Here is a 15,366-nt window from a genome sequence, read left to right on the forward strand (position 1 = left end):
CGTGGCCGAAGCGTGGTTTGAAACGGTAGCCATCGCGCAGCAACGCGCGAAGCGGAGGCTGCCGAAATCGGTTTACTCGTCCCTGATTGCGGCCAGTGAAAAGGGAATCACGGTCGCCGACAATGTCGCAGCATTCAGCGAGCTCGGGTTCGCGCCGCACGTCATCGGGGCGACAGATAAACGTGACTTGTCGACGACCGTTATGGGGCAAGAAGTTTCGTTGCCAGTGATTATTTCGCCGACCGGTGTTCAGGCGGTCGATCCCGGCGGTGAAGTCGCCGTCGCGCGGGCCGCGGCCGCCCGGGGTACTGTGATGGGATTGTCCTCGTTTGCCAGCAAGCCGATCGAGGAGGTCATTGCCGCCAACCCCAAGACCTTCTTCCAGGTCTACTGGCAGGGCGGGCGCGACGCGCTCGCTGAACGCGTCGAACGGGCGCGGCAGGCCGGCGCGGTCGGCCTGGTCGTCACCACCGACTGGACGTTCTCGCACGGGCGCGACTGGGGCAGCCCCAAGATCCCCGAAGAGATGAACTTGAAGACCATCCTGCGGCTATCCCCGGAGGCGATCACCCGGCCGAGGTGGTTGTGGAAGTTCGCCAAGACGCTACGGCCACCGGACCTACGGGTGCCCAACCAGGGCCGGCGCGGCGAGCCCGGCCCACCGTTCTTCGCAGCCTACGGCGAATGGATGGCAACACCTCCGCCGACCTGGGAAGATATCGGCTGGCTGCGCGAACTGTGGGGCGGACCGTTCATGCTCAAGGGCGTCATGCGGGTCGACGATGCCAAAAGAGCTGTGGATGCCGGGGTTTCGGCGATCTCGGTATCCAACCATGGTGGCAACAATTTGGATGGGACGCCAGCATCGATCCGGGCCCTGCCCGCGGTCTCGGCGGCGGTCGGCGATCAGGTCGAAGTGTTGCTCGACGGCGGCATCCGGCGGGGCAGCGATGTCGTCAAGGCGGTGGCGCTGGGCGCGCGCGCGGTAATGATTGGTCGCGCTTACCTGTGGGGCTTGGCCGCCAACGGCCAAGCCGGGGTCGAGAATGTACTCGACATCCTGCGCGGTGGTATCGACTCGGCTCTGATGGGTCTCGGGCATGCCTCTGTCCATGACCTCAGCCCAGCCGACATCCTCGTTCCCACCGGGTTCATCCGCGACCTGGGTGTGCCCTCCCGACGGGACGTTTAGCCGGATGTTGAGCTGGGCCCAAATTGGGGTTGGCCCTCCCATTACCACAGAGATGCTCGCGACGGAATGACGTTTTTAGAAATTCTGATACGGGCGTGGCAGCCGTGGCGGGCGAGCAGGATGTGTGGCCGGTAAGTCATCACGACGAAAAAAATTTCGGTAGAAGACATAACAATTGGTGCACGCCAGGTGAATTCGTCCTACCATCGGCGAGTGCCGGTAGTCGGGGAACTCGGGAGTGCGACGTCGAGCCAGCTACCAAGCACGTCGCCGTCGATAGTGATCCCGCTGGGGTCCACCGAGCAGCACGGTCCCCACCTGCCGTTAGATACCGATACCCGGATCGCGACCGCCGTGGCCCGGACCGTCACCGCGAGGCTGCACGCCGAGGACCTGCCCATTGCTCAGGAGGAATGGCTGATGGCGCCCGCCATTGCCTACGGCGCCAGCGGCGAACACCAGCGTTTCGCTGGAACGATCTCTATCGGCACTGAAGCCCTGACGATGTTGCTCGTGGAGTATGGCAGGTCGGCCGCCTGCTGGGCCCGGCGCCTGGTCTTCGTCAACGGGCACGGCGGCAATGTCGGCGCTTTGACCCGAGCGGTAGGCCTGCTGCGCGCTGAAGGTCGCGACGCCGGATGGTGCCCGTGCACCTGCCCGGGCGGTGACCCCCACGCCGGCCACACCGAAACATCCGTGCTGCTGCATCTTTCGCCGGCCGACGTGCGCACCGAACGGTGGCGCGCGGGTAATCGCGCACCGCTGCCCGTGTTGTTGCCGTCGATGCGCCGAGGCGGGGTCGCGGCCGTGAGCGAGACAGGAGTGCTCGGGGATCCGACCACGGCGACCGCGGCCGAGGGGCGGCGGATCTTCGCGGCGATGGTCGACGACTGTGTGCGCCGAGTCGCCCGGTGGATGCCACAGCCCGACGGGATGTTGACATGACCGCGCCGGCGACGATGCAGAGCGAAGCGATGAGGAGAAGCGGCGCAGATGACCGCGACCCGACTGCCTGACGGGTTCGCCGTCCAGGTTGACCGTCGCGTGCGAGTGCTTGGCGACGGCTCGGCCCTGCTCGGTGGCTCACCGACCCGGTTGCTGCGGCTGGCTCCCGCCGCACGAGGCCTGCTCTGTGACGGCCGCCTTAAGGTCCGCGACGAGGTCAGCGCGGAGCTGGCCCGCATCCTGCTGGACGCCACGGTGGCGCATCCACGGCCGCCGAGTGGGCCGTCACATCGTGACGTCACCGTCGTTATACCAGTACGGAACAACGCATCTGGTCTGCGGCGTCTGGTGACCTCGTTACGCGGATTACGCGTCATCGTGGTCGACGACGGTTCGGCGTGCCCGGTCGAGTCGGACGACTTTGTCGGCGCACATTGCGACATCGAAGTACTCCACCACCCCCACAGCAAGGGGCCGGCCGCGGCTCGCAACACCGGGCTAGCGGCCTGCACCACCGACTTCGTGGCGTTCCTGGATTCCGACGTGACGCCGCGGCGGGGATGGTTGGAATCCTTACTCGGCCACTTCTGCGATCCCACCGTCGCACTCGTCGCACCTCGCATCGTCAGCTTGGTGGAAGGCGAGAACCCGGTAGCTCGCTATGAGGCCCTGCACTCGTCGTTGGACCTTGGTCAGCGCGAAGCGCCGGTGTTACCGCATAGCACAGTCTCTTACGTGCCGAGCGCCGCCATCGTTTGCCGGAGTTCAGCCATCCGCGACGTCGGCGGCTTCGACGAGACCATGCACTCCGGGGAAGATGTCGACTTGTGCTGGCGGCTCATCGAGGCTGGTGCTCGGCTGCGCTACGAGCCAATTGCGCTGGTCGCCCATGACCATCGGACCCAATTGCGGGACTGGATCGCGCGCAAGGCGTTTTACGGCGGTTCGGCGGCTCCGCTAGCTGTGCGGCACCCGGACAAGACCGCGCCGCTGGTGATTTCGGGCGGGGCGCTGATGGCGTGGATCCTCATGTCGATCGGCACAGGCCTTGGTCGACTGGCGTCGTTGGTGATCGCGGTGCTGACTGGTCGCCGGATCGCCAGGGCCATGCGCTGCGCCGAGACGTCGTTCTTGGATGTGCTTGCCGTCGCCACCCGCGGGTTGTGGGCGGCCGCGCTGCAGCTGGCGTCGGCCATCTGCCGGCACTATTGGCCACTGGCATTGCTCGCGGCCATCCTGTCGCGCCGCTGTAGGCGGGTGGTGTTGATTGCGGCGGTAGTGGACGGTGTGGTGGATTGGCTTCGCCGCAGGGAGGGCGCCGACGATGATGCTGAACCGATTGGGCCGCTGACCTACCTAGTGCTGAAGCGCGTGGACGACTTGGCTTATGGCGCTGGCCTGTGGTACGGGGTGGTGCGCGAACGTAACATCGGCGCGCTCAAGCCGCAGATTCGTACCTAGTGTGACTGCGGCGGTCCGGCATAGCGATGTGCTGGTCGTCGGTGCTGGAAGTGCTGGATCGGTTGTTGCCGAGCGTCTTTCCATGGACTCGAGCTGTGTGGTGACCGTGCTTGAGGCTGGCCCCGGGCTGGCCGATCCGGGGTTGCTGGCTCAGACGGCCAATGGGTTGCAACTGCCGATCGGAGCTGGCAGCCCTCTGGTTGAGCGTTATCGGACGCGGCTCACCGATCGACCGGTTCGCCACTTGCCGATCGTGCGGGGTGCGACGGTCGGCGGTTCCGGCGCAATCAACGGCGGCTATTTCTGCCGCGGACTGCCCAGCGATTTCGACCGTGCCTCGATACCAGGCTGGGCATGGTCTGACGTTCTGGAGCACTTCCGGGCTATCGAGACAGATCTGGATTTCGAGACGCCTGTGCATGGCCGTAGTGGCCCCATCCCAGTTCGCCGCACACACGAAATGACTGGCATCACTGAAAGTTTCATGGCTGCCGCAGAGGACGCAGGGTTCGCTTGGATCGCTGACCTCAACGATGTTGGGCCGGAAATGCCTTCGGGTGTAGGCGCGGTCCCGCTCAACATCGTTAACGGCGTACGCACCAGCTCGGCGGTCGGCTATCTGATGCCCGCGCTGGGACGGCCGAATCTGACACTGCTGGCCCGGACGCGGGCGGTGCGGTTGCGCTTTTCCGCCACCACCGCGGTGGGTGTCGACGCGATCGGCCCAGGAGGCCCGGTAAGCCTGAGCGCTGACCGAATCGTATTGTGCGCCGGAGCGATTCAGTCAGCTCATCTGTTGATGCTCTCGGGCGTCGGCGAGGAGGAGGTGTTGCGATCCGCCGGTGTGAAGGTGCTTATGGCGTTGCCGGTTGGCATGGGCTGCAGTGACCACCCGGAATGGGTGATGCCGACCAACTGGGCGGTGGCTGTCGATCGGCCGGTGTTAGAGGTGCTGCTGAGCACTCATGACGGCATCGAAATAAGGCCGTACACAGGCGGCTTCGTTGCGATGACCGGCGACGGTACAGCCGGGCATCGCGATTGGCCGCATATCGGGGTGGCGCTCATGCAGCCGCGGGCACGCGGACGCATCACGTTGGTCTCGAGTGATCCCCAGATACCAGTCCGCATCGAGCACCGATACGACAGTGAACCTGCCGATGTCGCGGCCCTGCGCCAGGGTAGCGCATTGGCCCACGAATTATGCGGTGCGGCAACGCGCATCGGTCCAGCCGTATGGGCGACATCGCAGCATCTGTGTGGTAGTGCCCCAATGGGCACCGACGATGACCCACGAGCCGTCGTCGACCCGAGGTGTCGGGTCCGCGGCATCGAAAACCTATGGGTGATAGACGGATCTGTCCTTCCGTCGATCACCAGTCGCGGTCCACACGCAACGATCGTAATGCTGGGCCACCGCGCGGCCGAATTTGTTCAGTGACTTTCGTCGAGTGGGGCGACCACAGCGGTCGCTGCCGAATGTGCATTTCGGTCAGGCATTGAGCAGGGGACCGAATAGCGTAGCTCCGCATCGGACTGCAGTCGTCAGGTCGACGATGATGGCGCTGACATCGGAGGTGGGCCGCGGCCCAGGCTTCGCGGTTTGGCGGCCTGCGAAGAAGTGGCTCTTCTGACACTTCCGTGGGTGGACTTCTGGTTTGAGTAGGCGCACGTCGTTGTCGCTTAGGGTTTCTGGCTTGTCAAAGGACAGGACCAGCGCAGATCACTGTAGTCTTAGCTGATGCTGCCGCCCGGATTGCCGACGTCGTGGCCCAGCGGTGCCCCAACGCGGTCCGCCGCGTCGATCCTTTCCACGTGGTGGCCTGGGCCACCGAGGCTCTAGAGGCTGAACGGCGCCGGGCCTGAAACGACGCGCGAGCGCCCGCCCGGACCCCGAGTCATTGGGTCGCAGGGGTAACCGAAGGGTGCACGTTGACCGCGTGAGGCTAACCGGCACCGAGCGTGAACTGAGGGCGGAGAATCAGAGCCCCCCGATTTTCCGCCCGCAGAACACGTTGGGCGACGGCGCCAACGGGCTGCCACTGGCCGTGTGCACCACGACGGCTCACACGTGCCACACTTCCCATACTCACCCATCGCGGTGGACCCCAAACCCAGTGCCGGCCACCAAGGGCGTCCCCGCTGGATTGGTGCAAGCAACCTTCATCATCGAAAACCTTGACCCCGGCAACAACGACACGCCGACCCCCCCTACACCCAAACTGCGATTAGCCCGAAAACCTGGGCACCATAGGCGATCTGAATACGATGCGGATTCGGTGCTGCGGAGAAAGGATACATCGCGCCGATGCGTCCAGGCGGATGACGTCCGATGCGTGCAGCTGGTCCAGGATCCGCGGCGCGGACGTGTCGAACTCGGTGGTTACCGCGCCGAGCTTACTGTTGGCCGACGGGCGGCGGTGAATTGCCAACGCCCGCAATATGGTGCGGATGGATGGCCCGTTCGGTTGGGTTGCGGGGTAGGCGGCGCCGCGCGAGGCGATCAGCGCTGAGGTCGGGAATTCACCTCCGGTCGCGGGAGTACAGCGGTCGGCTGGGGTGCCGCCGGTGTCTGTCGGGTAGAGGCGGCAGGACACGCTCGCCGTCAAAACGGCTTCGGCAAACGGGTCTTCGCCGTCGACAGGCAGGGTTGGTGATCCCGGCCTCGGCGGCGACGGTCTGGTCATTGATTGTGCGATGGGTGATCGTCGTGTCGATCTGCTCGCGGCGAAGGACTCGGAGATCCGGCGCTCGATGGGGGCAGTACCGGTCGGCGCGGGAAGCTCGCAGGTGGCGACGAGTTGGGCGAGTGATCGTTGCATCCGCTGTCGGGCGGCGATTCTGTCGGCCGACTGTGCCAACTTGGCTAGGGCCAATTCGCGGGGCGGTCTGGCAGTCGGCGGGTCCGCTGTCAGCTAGCTGCAGCAGCTCCTCGATCTCGTCGAGGCTGAATCCATGGGACTACGCGCGTCTGACGGACGAGACCACCGATACCGCATCGGCGCGATACCGCGATAGCCCTGAGAACGACCGGGCCGGCGCGGCTAGCAGGTCCTCCGCTCGTAATAGCGCAGCGTCTGGCCGTTGATCCCAGCCCGCGCGGCAACCTGGCTACTCCGCATTCCGCCATTCCGAACCCTGTACTCGACTGTCGAGTCAAGGGTGTGTGTTGTCAGTGCCGGGTCAGGTGCCGATAGCAACCGGCCGCCCGCCGCTGCACCCGAGCCAGCGGCGATTTGGCCGAAGCGGTGATCTGGGGCATACTGTTCAGGTTGCCCTGCGCCAGGTTTGCGTCTGGCCGGGCATACGACCAGCGCCCACACGGGCGCGTCCGGTCCCACCCTTGAAGCGCGACGATTTCGGCCTTGAAATTGATCGCGACAAGGCTGTGTGCGGGCGACACGCCCGAGCGCGGGGCCGGTGGACCTACGACAGGTAAACAGCGGCGCAGTATTCGGCGCAACGCTAGATCGGTCCAGAAGGACCGGGTCGATCGGCGCGCCGGGGAGCACCGGACCCGGATACGGGCTCGAGTGGGAGTGAGGTAGGAGAAGCGTGGCGGGACAGAAGATCCGCATCAGGCTGAAGGCCTACGACCATGAGGCCATTGACGCTTCGGCGCGCAAGATCGTCGAAACCGTCGTCCGCACCGGTGCCAGCGTCGTAGGGCCGGTGCCGCTACCGACTGAGAAGAACGTGTATTGCGTCATCCGCTCACCGCATAAGTACAAGGACTCGCGGGAGCACTTCGAGATGCGCACACACAAGCGGTTGATCGACATCATCGATCCCACGCCGAAGACCGTTGACGCGCTCATGCGCATCGACCTTCCGGCCAGCGTCGACGTCAACATCCAGTAGGAGATTGGACAGAGCAATGGCACGAAAGGGCATTCTCGGTACCAAGCTGGGTATGACGCAGGTATTCGACGAAAGCAACAGAGTAGTACCGGTGACCGTGGTCAAGGCCGGGCCCAACGTGGTAACCCGCATCCGCACGCCCGAACGCGACGGTTATAGCGCCGTGCAGCTGGCCTATGGCGAGATCAGCCCACGCAAGGTCAACAAGCCGCTGACAGGTCAGTACACCGCCGCCGGCGTCAACCCACGCCGATACCTGGCGGAGCTGCGGCTGGACGACTCGGATGCCGCGACCGAGTACCAGGTTGGGCAAGAGTTGACCGCGGAGATCTTCGCCGATGGCAGCTACGTCGATGTGACGGGTACCTCCAAGGGCAAAGGTTTCGCCGGCACCATGAAGCGGCACGGCTTCCGCGGTCAGGGCGCCAGTCACGGTGCCCAGGCGGTGCACCGCCGTCCGGGCTCCATCGGCGGATGTGCCACGCCGGCGCGGGTGTTCAAGGGCACCCGGATGGCCGGGCGGATGGGCAATGACCGGGTGACCGTTCTTAACCTTTTGGTGCATAAGGTCGATGCCGAGAACGGCGTGCTGCTGATCAAGGGTGCGGTTCCTGGCCGCACCGGTGGACTGGTCATGGTCCGCAGTGCGATCAAACGAGGTGAGAAGTGATGGCTGCGCAAGAGCAGAAGACACTCAAAATCGACGTCAAGACGCCGGCGGGCAAGGTCGACGGCGCTATCGAGCTGCCGGCCGAGCTGTTCGACGTCCCGGCCAACATCGCGCTGATGCACCAGGTGGTCACCGCCCAGCGGGCGGCGGCACGCCAGGGTACCCACTCGACGAAGACGCGCGGCGAGGTCAGTGGCGGTGGCCGCAAGCCCTACCGGCAGAAGGGGACCGGTCGTGCCCGGCAGGGCTCGACGCGGGCGCCGCAGTTCACCGGCGGTGGCGTGGTACACGGTCCCAAGCCGCGCGACTACAGCCAGCGCACACCCAAGAAGATGATCGCCGCGGCGCTGCGCGGGGCGCTGTCCGACCGGGCCCGCAACGGGCGTATCCACGCGATCACCGAGCTAGTGGAAGGTCAAAACCCGTCGACCAAGAGCGCCAGGGCATTTCTGGCCAGCCTGACAGAACGTAAACAGGTGCTGGTGGTCATCGGGCGCAGCGACGAGGCCGGCGCGAAAAGCGTGCGCAATCTGCCGGGCGTGCACATCCTGGCGCCGGACCAGCTCAACACCTATGACGTGCTGCGTGCCGACGACGTGGTGTTCAGCGTTGAGGCGCTGAATGCCTATATCGCGGCCAACACCACGACGTCCGAGGAGGTTTCGGCCTGATGGCGACGCTCGCTGACCCCCGCGACATCATCCTGGCCCCGGTGATCTCGGAGAAATCCTATGGGTTGCTGGATGACAACGTGTACACGTTTTTGGTGCGCCCGGATTCCAACAAGACGCAGATCAAGATCGCCGTCGAGAAGATTTTTGCCGTCAAGGTCGCATCGGTGAACACCGCGAACCGGCAGGGCAAGCGTAAACGCACCCGGACCGGATACGGCAAGCGCAAGAGCACCAAGCGCGCCATCGTCACCCTGGCGCCGGGCAGCAGGCCGATCGACCTGTTCGGGGCACCGGCCTAGCCCGGCGACGATGCAGAGCGAAGCGATGAGGAGGAGCAGGGCAATGCGGCCTAGCCCGGCGACGAGAGCGTGAGAGAAAGACCTGATTAGACATGGCAATTCGCAAGTACAAGCCCACGACGCCTGGTCGTCGCGGCGCCAGCGTATCTGATTTCGCCGAGATCACCCGGTCAACCCCGGAGAAGTCGCTGGTGCGCCCGCTGCACGGTCGCGGTGGACGCAACGCGCATGGCCGGATTACCACCCGGCACAAAGGCGGCGGTCATAAGCGCGCTTACCGGATGATCGACTTTCGCCGCAATGACAAAGATGGTGTCAACGCCAAGGTCGCGCACATCGAGTACGACCCGAACCGTACCGCACGGATTGCGTTGCTCCACTATCTCGATGGGGAGAAGCGCTACATCATTGCACCCAACGGACTTTCGCAAGGGGATGTGGTGGAATCCGGCGCTAACGCCGACATCAAGCCGGGCAACAACCTGCCATTGCGCAACATCCCGGCCGGTACCTTGATCCACGCCGTGGAGCTCCGCCCGGGAGGTGGCGCTAAGCTTGCGCGCTCGGCCGGGTCGAGCATCCAGCTGCTCGGCAAGGAGGCCAGCTACGCGTCGCTGCGTATGCCCAGCGGTGAGATCCGCCGGGTCGACGTCCGCTGCCGCGCGACCGTCGGCGAAGTGGGCAATGCCGAGCAGGCAAACATCAACTGGGGCAAGGCCGGTCGGATGCGGTGGAAGGGCAAGCGCCCGTCGGTCCGGGGCGTGGTGATGAACCCGGTCGACCACCCGCACGGCGGTGGTGAGGGTAAGACCTCCGGCGGCCGTCACCCGGTTAGCCCGTGGGGCAAGCCTGAGGGGCGTACCCGCAATGCGAACAAGTCGAGCAACAAGTTCATCGTCCGACGCCGGCGCACCGGCAAGAAGCACTCGCGTTAGCCGCGCAATCAGATCTAGGGAGTTTCAGGAGTAGCCAACCATGCCACGCAGCCTGAAGAAGGGCCCGTTCGTCGACGAGCATCTGCTCAAGAAGGTCGATGTCCAGAACGAGAAGAACACCAAGCAGGTCATCAAGACCTGGTCGCGTCGGTCGACCATCATTCCGGACTTCATCGGCCATACCTTTGCGGTGCACGACGGCCGCAAGCACGTCCCCGTGTTCGTCACCGAATCGATGGTGGGCCACAAACTTGGTGAGTTCGCGCCGACACGCACCTTCAAGGGCCACATTAAAGACGACCGAAAGAGCAAGCGGCGATGACTGCGGCTACTAAGGCTACCGAGTATCCCTCGGCGGTCGCCAAGGCCCGATTTGTGCGGGTGTCGCCAAGAAAGGCGCGCCGGGTGATCGATCTGGTGCGTGGCAGGTCGGTGTCAGACGCGCTCGACATCCTGCGCTGGGCGCCGCAGGCCGCCAGCGGTCCGGTGGCCAAAGTGATCGCCAGTGCGGCGGCCAACGCGCAAAACAACGGCGGGCTGGACCCGGCAACCTTGGTGGTGGCCACCGTGTACGCCGACCAGGGACCGACCGCCAAGCGCATCCGTCCGCGCGCCCAGGGCCGCGCGTTCCGCATCCGCCGGCGCACTAGCCACATCACGGTGGTGGTGGAAAGCCGGCCGGCCAAAGATCAACGGTCGGCGAAATCGTCGCGGGCCCGCCGCACCGAGGCCAGCAAGGCCGCCAGCAAGGTCGGGGCTACGGCGCCGGCCAAGAAAGCGGCCGCCAAAGCGCCCGCCAAGAAGGCACCCGCCAGTTCCGGCGTTAAGAAGACACCCGCAAAGAAAGCGCCCGCCAAGAAGGCGCCCGCCAAGGCTTCTGAGACTTCTGCAGCGAAGGGAGGCTCAGACTAGTGGGCCAAAAGATCAATCCGCATGGCTTCCGGCTGGGCATCACCACCGACTGGAAGTCGCGCTGGTATGCCGACAAGCAGTATGCCGAGTACGTCAAGGAGGACGTGGCGATCCGCCGGCTGCTGTCCAGTGGCCTAGAGCGTGCTGGGATCGCCGATGTAGAGATCGAGCGGACCCGCGACCGGGTCCGGGTGGACATTCACACCGCGCGTCCGGGCATCGTCATTGGTCGGCGTGGGACCGAGGCCGACCGGATTCGTGCCGACCTGGAAAAGCTGACCGGCAAGCAGGTCCAGCTCAACATCCTGGAGGTCAAAAACCCGGAGTCGCAAGCGCAATTAGTGGCCCAGGGGGTAGCCGAGCAGTTGAGCAACCGGGTGGCGTTCCGCCGCGCAATGCGCAAGGCGATCCAGTCGGCGATGCGTCAGCCCAACGTCAAGGGAATCCGGGTGCAGTGCTCGGGCCGCCTCGGCGGCGCGGAAATGAGCCGCTCGGAGTTCTACCGCGAGGGCCGCGTCCCGCTGCACACCTTGCGGGCAGATATCGACTACGGCCTATACGAGGCCAAGACCACCTTCGGCCGGATCGGTGTGAAGGTGTGGATCTACAAGGGTGACATCGTGGGCGGCAAACGTGAATTGGCTGCCGCCGCGCCAGCGGGCGCCGACCGTCCGCGCCGTGAGCGGCCGTCGGGCACGCGCCCCCGTCGCAGCGGTGCTTCGGGCACCACGGCGACCGGTACCGACGCGGGTCGGGCCGCGGGTGGCGAAGAGGCCGCGCCTGACGCCGCAGCGCCCGTTGAAGCGCAGAGCACGGAGAGCTGAATCATGTTGATTCCCCGTAAGGTTAAACATCGCAAGCAGCACCATCCTCGCCAGCGCGGCATCGCCAGCGGCGGCACCACGGTGAACTTCGGCGACTACGGCATTCAGGCCCTTGAGCACGCCTATGTCACCAACCGGCAGATCGAATCGGCGCGTATCGCCATCAACCGGCACATCAAGCGTGGCGGCAAGGTTTGGATCAACATCTTCCCTGACCGCCCGCTGACCAAGAAGCCCGCCGAAACCCGCATGGGTTCGGGCAAGGGCTCGCCGGAGTGGTGGGTAGCCAACGTTAAGCCGGGCCGGGTGCTGTTCGAGCTCAGTTACCCCAATGAAGGTGTCGCCCGGGCCGCGCTCACCCGAGCGATCCACAAGCTGCCGATCAAGGCACGCATTATTACTCGAGAGGAGCAGTTCTGATGGCAGTGGGTGTCTCGCCGGGCGAACTGCGTGAGCTCACCGACGAGGAGCTGGCCGAGCGGTTGCGCGAGTCCAAGGAAGAGTTGTTCAACTTGCGTTTCCAGATGGCGACCGGCCAGCTCAACAATAACCGCCGGCTCCGTACGGTGCGTCAGGAAATCGCGCGCATCTACACCGTGCTGCGCGAACGAGAACTGGGTCTGGCGACTGGGCCCGATGGTAAGGAATCGTGATGGCAGAGGCTAAGACCGGCGCGAAGGCGGCGCCTAGGGTGGCTAAGGCCGCCAAGGCGGCCCCCAAGAAGGCCGCACCCAACGACGCTGAGGCCATAGGTGCGGCCAACGCGGCAAACGTTAAGGGGCCCAAGCACACTCCGCGTACTCCGAAGCCACGCGGCCGCCGCAAGACACGAATCGGCTATGTGGTGAGCGACAAAATGCAGAAGACCATTGTGGTGGAGCTGGAAGACCGCATGCGGCACCCGCTATACGGCAAGATCATCCGGACCACTAAGAAGGTCAAGGCACACGACGAAGACAGCGTTGCCGGCATTGGCGACCGTGTCTCGCTGATGGAGACGCGTCCGCTGTCGGCGACCAAGCGCTGGCGGCTCGTCGAGATCCTCGAGAAGGCTAAGTAAGCCTGACGAGCAGTCGCAAAAGCCCCCGACACGCGCGGCGTGCGGGGGCTTTTGCGACTGCTCGCCCAACCAGCGCGGCGTCAGTGCGGAAATCCTCAGCTGATTCCTACCCTGTGCGTGTAGTGTACACAACCGTTCATTAACTCCACGGGGAAGTGAGGCTGGCTTATGGCACCCGAGGCCACCGAGGCGTTCAACGGCACCATCGAGCTGGATATTCGTGATTCGGAGCCGGATTGGGGCCCATACGCAGCGCCGGTGGCACCGGAGCACTCACCAAACATCCTGTATCTGGTCTGGGACGACGTCGGCATCGCGACCTGGGACTGCTTTGGCGGCCTGGTCGAGATGCCCGCGATGACGCGCGTCGCCGAGCGTGGCGTGCGACTGTCGCAATTTCACACCACCGCACTGTGCTCGCCGACCCGGGCGTCGCTGCTGACCGGTCGCAACGCCACCACCGTAGGCATGGCTACCATCGAAGAGTTCACCGACGGGTTCCCCAACTGCAACGGGCGGATCCCGGCTGACACCGCGTTGCTCCCAGAGGTGCTGGCCGAACATGGCTACAACACCTACTGTGTGGGCAAGTGGCACCTGACGCCACTCGAAGAATCCAATATGGCGTCGACGAAGCGGCACTGGCCGACCTCGCGTGGGTTCGAGCGGTTCTACGGATTCCTAGGCGGGGAGACCGACCAGTGGTATCCCGACCTGGTATACGACAACCACCCAGTGAGTCCTCCCGGCACACCCGAGGGTGGCTACCACCTGTCAAAAGACATCGCCGACAAGACGATCGAGTTCATTCGTGATGCCAAGGTGATCGCGCCCGACAAGCCGTGGTTCAGCTACGTGTGCCCAGGCGCCGGGCATGCGCCGCACCACGTCTTCAAGGAATGGGCGGACAGATACGCCGGCCGATTCGACATGGGGTATGAGCGCTATCGCGAGATCGTGCTGGAAAGGCAAAAGGCGCTAGGGATCGTGCCACCCGACACCGAACTGTCGCCCATAAACCCTTATCTGGATGTGCCGGGGCCAAACGGCGAGACCTGGCCGCTGCAGGACACGGTGCGGCCGTGGGACTCGCTGAGCGATGAAGAAAAGAAGCTGTTTTGCCGGATGGCCGAGGTGTTCGCCGGCTTTCTGAGCTACACCGACGCCCAGATCGGACGGATCCTGGACTACCTCGAGGAATCCGGCCAGCTGGACAACACCATCATCGTGGTGATCTCCGACAACGGCGCCAGCGGCGAGGGCGGACCCAACGGATCGGTCAACGAAGGCAAGTTCTTCAACGGCTACATCGACACCGTCGCTGAAAGCATGAAGCTCTTCGACCACCTCGGTGGCCCGCAGACCTACAACCACTACCCCATCGGGTGGGCAATGGCCTTCAACACCCCCTACAAGCTGTTCAAGCGCTACGCCTCGCATGAAGGCGGCATTGCCGACCCGGCAATCATCTCCTGGCCCAACGGCATTGCCGCACACGGTGAAATCCGCGACAACTACGTCAATGTCAGCGACATCACGCCCACCGTCTACGACCTGTTGGGCATGACACCGCCGGGGACCGTCAAGGGGATTCCGCAGAAACCGATGGACGGCGTGAGCTTCATAGCGGCCCTTGCCGACCCGGCCGCCGACACCGGCAAGACCACCCAGTTCTACACCATGCTGGGCACCCGCGGGATCTGGCATGAAGGTTGGTTCGCCAACACCATTCACGCGGCCACGCCCGCCGGCTGGTCGAATTTCAACGCTGACCGCTGGGAACTGTTCCACATCGCAGCAGACCGCAGCCAGTGCCACGACCTGGCCGCCGAGCATCCCGACAAACTTGAGGAGCTCAAGGCGCTGTGGTTCTCCGAAGCCGCCAAGTACAACGGGCTGCCGCTGGCCGATCTGAACCTCCTGGAAACGATGACTCGGTCGCGGCCTTACCTGGTCAGCGAACGAGCCAGCTACGTCTACTATCCCGACTGCGCTGACGTCGGCATCGGCGCGGCCGTAGAGATTCGCGGGCGCTCGTTCGCCGTGCTGGCCGATGTGACCATCGATACCACCGGCGCCGAGGGCGTGCTGTTCAAGCACGGCGGCGCCCATGGCGGGCACGTGCTGTTCGTCCGGGACGGACGCTTGCACTACGTCTACAACTTCCTCGGTGAGCGCCAGCAGCTGGTCAGCTCGTCGGGTCCGGTCCCGTCGGGAAGACATCTACTCGGGGTTCGTTATTTGCGGACCGGAACCGTGCCCAACAGTCACACGCCGGTGGGCGATCTTGAGCTGTTCTTCGACGAGAACCTGGTCGGCGCCCTGACCAATGTGCTGACCCACCCTGGAACGTTCGGGTTGGCCGGCGCCGCTATCAGCGTTGGCCGCAACGGCGGTTCGGCTGTGTCCAGCCACTACGAAGCGCCGTTCGCGTTCACCGGCGGTACCATCACCCAGGTCACCGTCGACGTGTCAGGCCGACCGTTCGAAGATGTGGAATCCGATCTTGCGCTTGCTTTTTCGCGTGACTGAG

Annotated in this window: 18 protein-coding genes and 2 other annotated features; all 18 genes read left to right on the top strand. The window is 64.7% G+C overall.

All coding sequences use genetic code 11. The features are described 5' to 3' along the window. Position 1: 1 nt before the first annotated feature. The 18 genes from Rv0694 (at position 2) to atsA (ending at position 15,365) form a co-directional block, all read left to right on the top strand. The gene (locus Rv0694) at positions 2 to 1,192 is read left to right on the top strand and encodes a mycofactocin system heme/flavin oxidoreductase MftD (RefSeq protein ID NP_215208.1); all 1,191 of its coding nucleotides are present in this window, start codon (positions 2 to 4) and stop codon (positions 1,190 to 1,192) included. A gap of 189 nt (positions 1,193 to 1,381) precedes the next feature. Further along, the gene (locus Rv0695; RefSeq protein ID NP_215209.1) at positions 1,382 to 2,137 is read left to right on the top strand and encodes a mycofactocin system creatinine amidohydrolase family protein MftE; all 756 of its coding nucleotides are present in this window, start codon (positions 1,382 to 1,384) and stop codon (positions 2,135 to 2,137) included. Then, positions 2,134 to 2,185, top strand: a repeat region (52 bp Mycobacterial Interspersed Repetitive Unit,Class II). It overlaps the preceding gene by 4 nt. Next, a complete protein-coding gene (locus Rv0696; protein ID NP_215210.1) occupies positions 2,186 to 3,598 on the top strand; it encodes a mycofactocin biosynthesis glycosyltransferase MftF in 1,413 nt (470 codons plus the stop codon). It begins immediately after the preceding feature. 1 nt (position 3,599) lies between these two features. Continuing rightward, on the top strand, positions 3,600 to 5,039 hold the full coding sequence (locus Rv0697; RefSeq protein ID NP_215211.1) for a dehydrogenase: 1,440 nt from the start codon (positions 3,600 to 3,602) through the stop codon (positions 5,037 to 5,039). A gap of 460 nt (positions 5,040 to 5,499) precedes the next feature. Next, positions 5,500 to 6,111 carry a hypothetical protein gene (locus Rv0698; protein NP_215212.1) on the top strand — a complete coding sequence of 204 codons (612 nt, stop codon included), beginning with the start codon at positions 5,500 to 5,502 and terminating at the stop codon, positions 6,109 to 6,111. A 184-nt stretch (positions 6,112 to 6,295) separates the two neighbouring features. Then, the gene (locus Rv0699; RefSeq protein NP_215213.1) at positions 6,296 to 6,517 is read left to right on the top strand and encodes a hypothetical protein; all 222 of its coding nucleotides are present in this window, start codon (positions 6,296 to 6,298) and stop codon (positions 6,515 to 6,517) included. A 636-nt stretch (positions 6,518 to 7,153) separates the two neighbouring features. Continuing rightward, positions 7,154 to 7,459, top strand: coding sequence for a 30S ribosomal protein S10 (gene rpsJ, locus Rv0700; RefSeq protein ID NP_215214.1), 306 nt, complete (start codon positions 7,154 to 7,156; stop codon positions 7,457 to 7,459). A 16-nt stretch (positions 7,460 to 7,475) separates the two neighbouring features. Next, entirely contained in the window at positions 7,476 to 8,129 is a 654-nt protein-coding gene (gene rplC / locus Rv0701; RefSeq protein ID NP_215215.1) for a 50S ribosomal protein L3, read from the top strand. Next, positions 8,129 to 8,800, top strand: a complete 672-nt coding sequence (gene rplD, locus Rv0702; RefSeq protein ID NP_215216.1) for a 50S ribosomal protein L4 — start codon at positions 8,129 to 8,131, stop codon at positions 8,798 to 8,800. The genes rplC and rplD overlap by 1 nt, the downstream gene beginning before the upstream one ends. Then, entirely contained in the window at positions 8,800 to 9,102 is a 303-nt protein-coding gene (rplW, locus tag Rv0703; RefSeq protein NP_215217.1) for a 50S ribosomal protein L23, read from the top strand. Before rplD ends, rplW begins: the two co-directional genes overlap by 1 nt. After that, positions 9,096 to 9,144: a repeat region (49 bp Mycobacterial Interspersed Repetitive Unit,Class II), on the top strand. It overlaps the preceding gene by 7 nt. A 50-nt stretch (positions 9,145 to 9,194) precedes the next feature. Continuing rightward, complete coding sequence (rplB, locus tag Rv0704; RefSeq protein NP_215218.1) at positions 9,195 to 10,037, top strand: 50S ribosomal protein L2; 843 nt, start codon at positions 9,195 to 9,197, stop codon at positions 10,035 to 10,037. A 40-nt stretch (positions 10,038 to 10,077) separates the two neighbouring features. After that, complete coding sequence (rpsS, locus tag Rv0705; protein NP_215219.1) at positions 10,078 to 10,359, top strand: 30S ribosomal protein S19; 282 nt, start codon at positions 10,078 to 10,080, stop codon at positions 10,357 to 10,359. Next, a complete protein-coding gene (gene rplV, locus Rv0706) occupies positions 10,356 to 10,949 on the top strand; it encodes a 50S ribosomal protein L22 (RefSeq protein ID NP_215220.1) in 594 nt (197 codons plus the stop codon). The genes rpsS and rplV overlap by 4 nt, the downstream gene beginning before the upstream one ends. After that, positions 10,949 to 11,773 carry a 30S ribosomal protein S3 gene (gene rpsC, locus Rv0707; protein ID NP_215221.1) on the top strand — a complete coding sequence of 275 codons (825 nt, stop codon included), beginning with the start codon at positions 10,949 to 10,951 and terminating at the stop codon, positions 11,771 to 11,773. Before rplV ends, rpsC begins: the two co-directional genes overlap by 1 nt. Before the next feature lie 3 nt (positions 11,774 to 11,776). Continuing rightward, complete coding sequence (rplP, locus tag Rv0708; protein ID NP_215222.1) at positions 11,777 to 12,193, top strand: 50S ribosomal protein L16; 417 nt, start codon at positions 11,777 to 11,779, stop codon at positions 12,191 to 12,193. Then, complete coding sequence (gene rpmC / locus Rv0709; RefSeq protein NP_215223.1) at positions 12,193 to 12,426, top strand: 50S ribosomal protein L29; 234 nt, start codon at positions 12,193 to 12,195, stop codon at positions 12,424 to 12,426. Before rplP ends, rpmC begins: the two co-directional genes overlap by 1 nt. Next, positions 12,423 to 12,833, top strand: a complete 411-nt coding sequence (gene rpsQ, locus Rv0710; RefSeq protein ID NP_215224.1) for a 30S ribosomal protein S17 — start codon at positions 12,423 to 12,425, stop codon at positions 12,831 to 12,833. Before rpmC ends, rpsQ begins: the two co-directional genes overlap by 4 nt. A 168-nt stretch (positions 12,834 to 13,001) precedes the next feature. Next, on the top strand, positions 13,002 to 15,365 hold the full coding sequence (gene atsA, locus Rv0711; RefSeq protein NP_215225.1) for an arylsulfatase AtsA: 2,364 nt from the start codon (positions 13,002 to 13,004) through the stop codon (positions 15,363 to 15,365). Position 15,366: the final 1 nt, after the last annotated feature.

This window comes from Mycobacterium tuberculosis H37Rv (assembly GCF_000195955.2).
In the GTDB taxonomy this organism is placed as follows: Bacteria; Actinomycetota; Actinomycetes; order Mycobacteriales; family Mycobacteriaceae; genus Mycobacterium; species Mycobacterium tuberculosis.

What these genes read in the sequence shown, in the direction of transcription:
- Rv0696 (NP_215210.1), top strand. Translation starts at nt 2,186, where the DNA reads ATGACCGCGACCCGACTGCCTGACGGGTTCGCCGTCCAGGTTGACCGT.
- Rv0699 (NP_215213.1), top strand. Translation starts at nt 6,296, where the DNA reads ATGGGTGATCGTCGTGTCGATCTGCTCGCGGCGAAGGACTCGGAGATC.
- rplC (NP_215215.1), top strand. Translation starts at nt 7,476, where the DNA reads ATGGCACGAAAGGGCATTCTCGGTACCAAGCTGGGTATGACGCAGGTA.
- rplD (NP_215216.1), top strand. Translation starts at nt 8,129, where the DNA reads ATGGCTGCGCAAGAGCAGAAGACACTCAAAATCGACGTCAAGACGCCG.
- rplW (NP_215217.1), top strand. Translation starts at nt 8,800, where the DNA reads ATGGCGACGCTCGCTGACCCCCGCGACATCATCCTGGCCCCGGTGATC.
- rplB (NP_215218.1), top strand. Translation starts at nt 9,195, where the DNA reads ATGGCAATTCGCAAGTACAAGCCCACGACGCCTGGTCGTCGCGGCGCC.
- rpsS (NP_215219.1), top strand. Translation starts at nt 10,078, where the DNA reads ATGCCACGCAGCCTGAAGAAGGGCCCGTTCGTCGACGAGCATCTGCTC.
- rplV (NP_215220.1), top strand. Translation starts at nt 10,356, where the DNA reads ATGACTGCGGCTACTAAGGCTACCGAGTATCCCTCGGCGGTCGCCAAG.
- rplP (NP_215222.1), top strand. Translation starts at nt 11,777, where the DNA reads ATGTTGATTCCCCGTAAGGTTAAACATCGCAAGCAGCACCATCCTCGC.
- rpmC (NP_215223.1), top strand. Translation starts at nt 12,193, where the DNA reads ATGGCAGTGGGTGTCTCGCCGGGCGAACTGCGTGAGCTCACCGACGAG.
- atsA (NP_215225.1), top strand. Translation starts at nt 13,002, where the DNA reads ATGGCACCCGAGGCCACCGAGGCGTTCAACGGCACCATCGAGCTGGAT.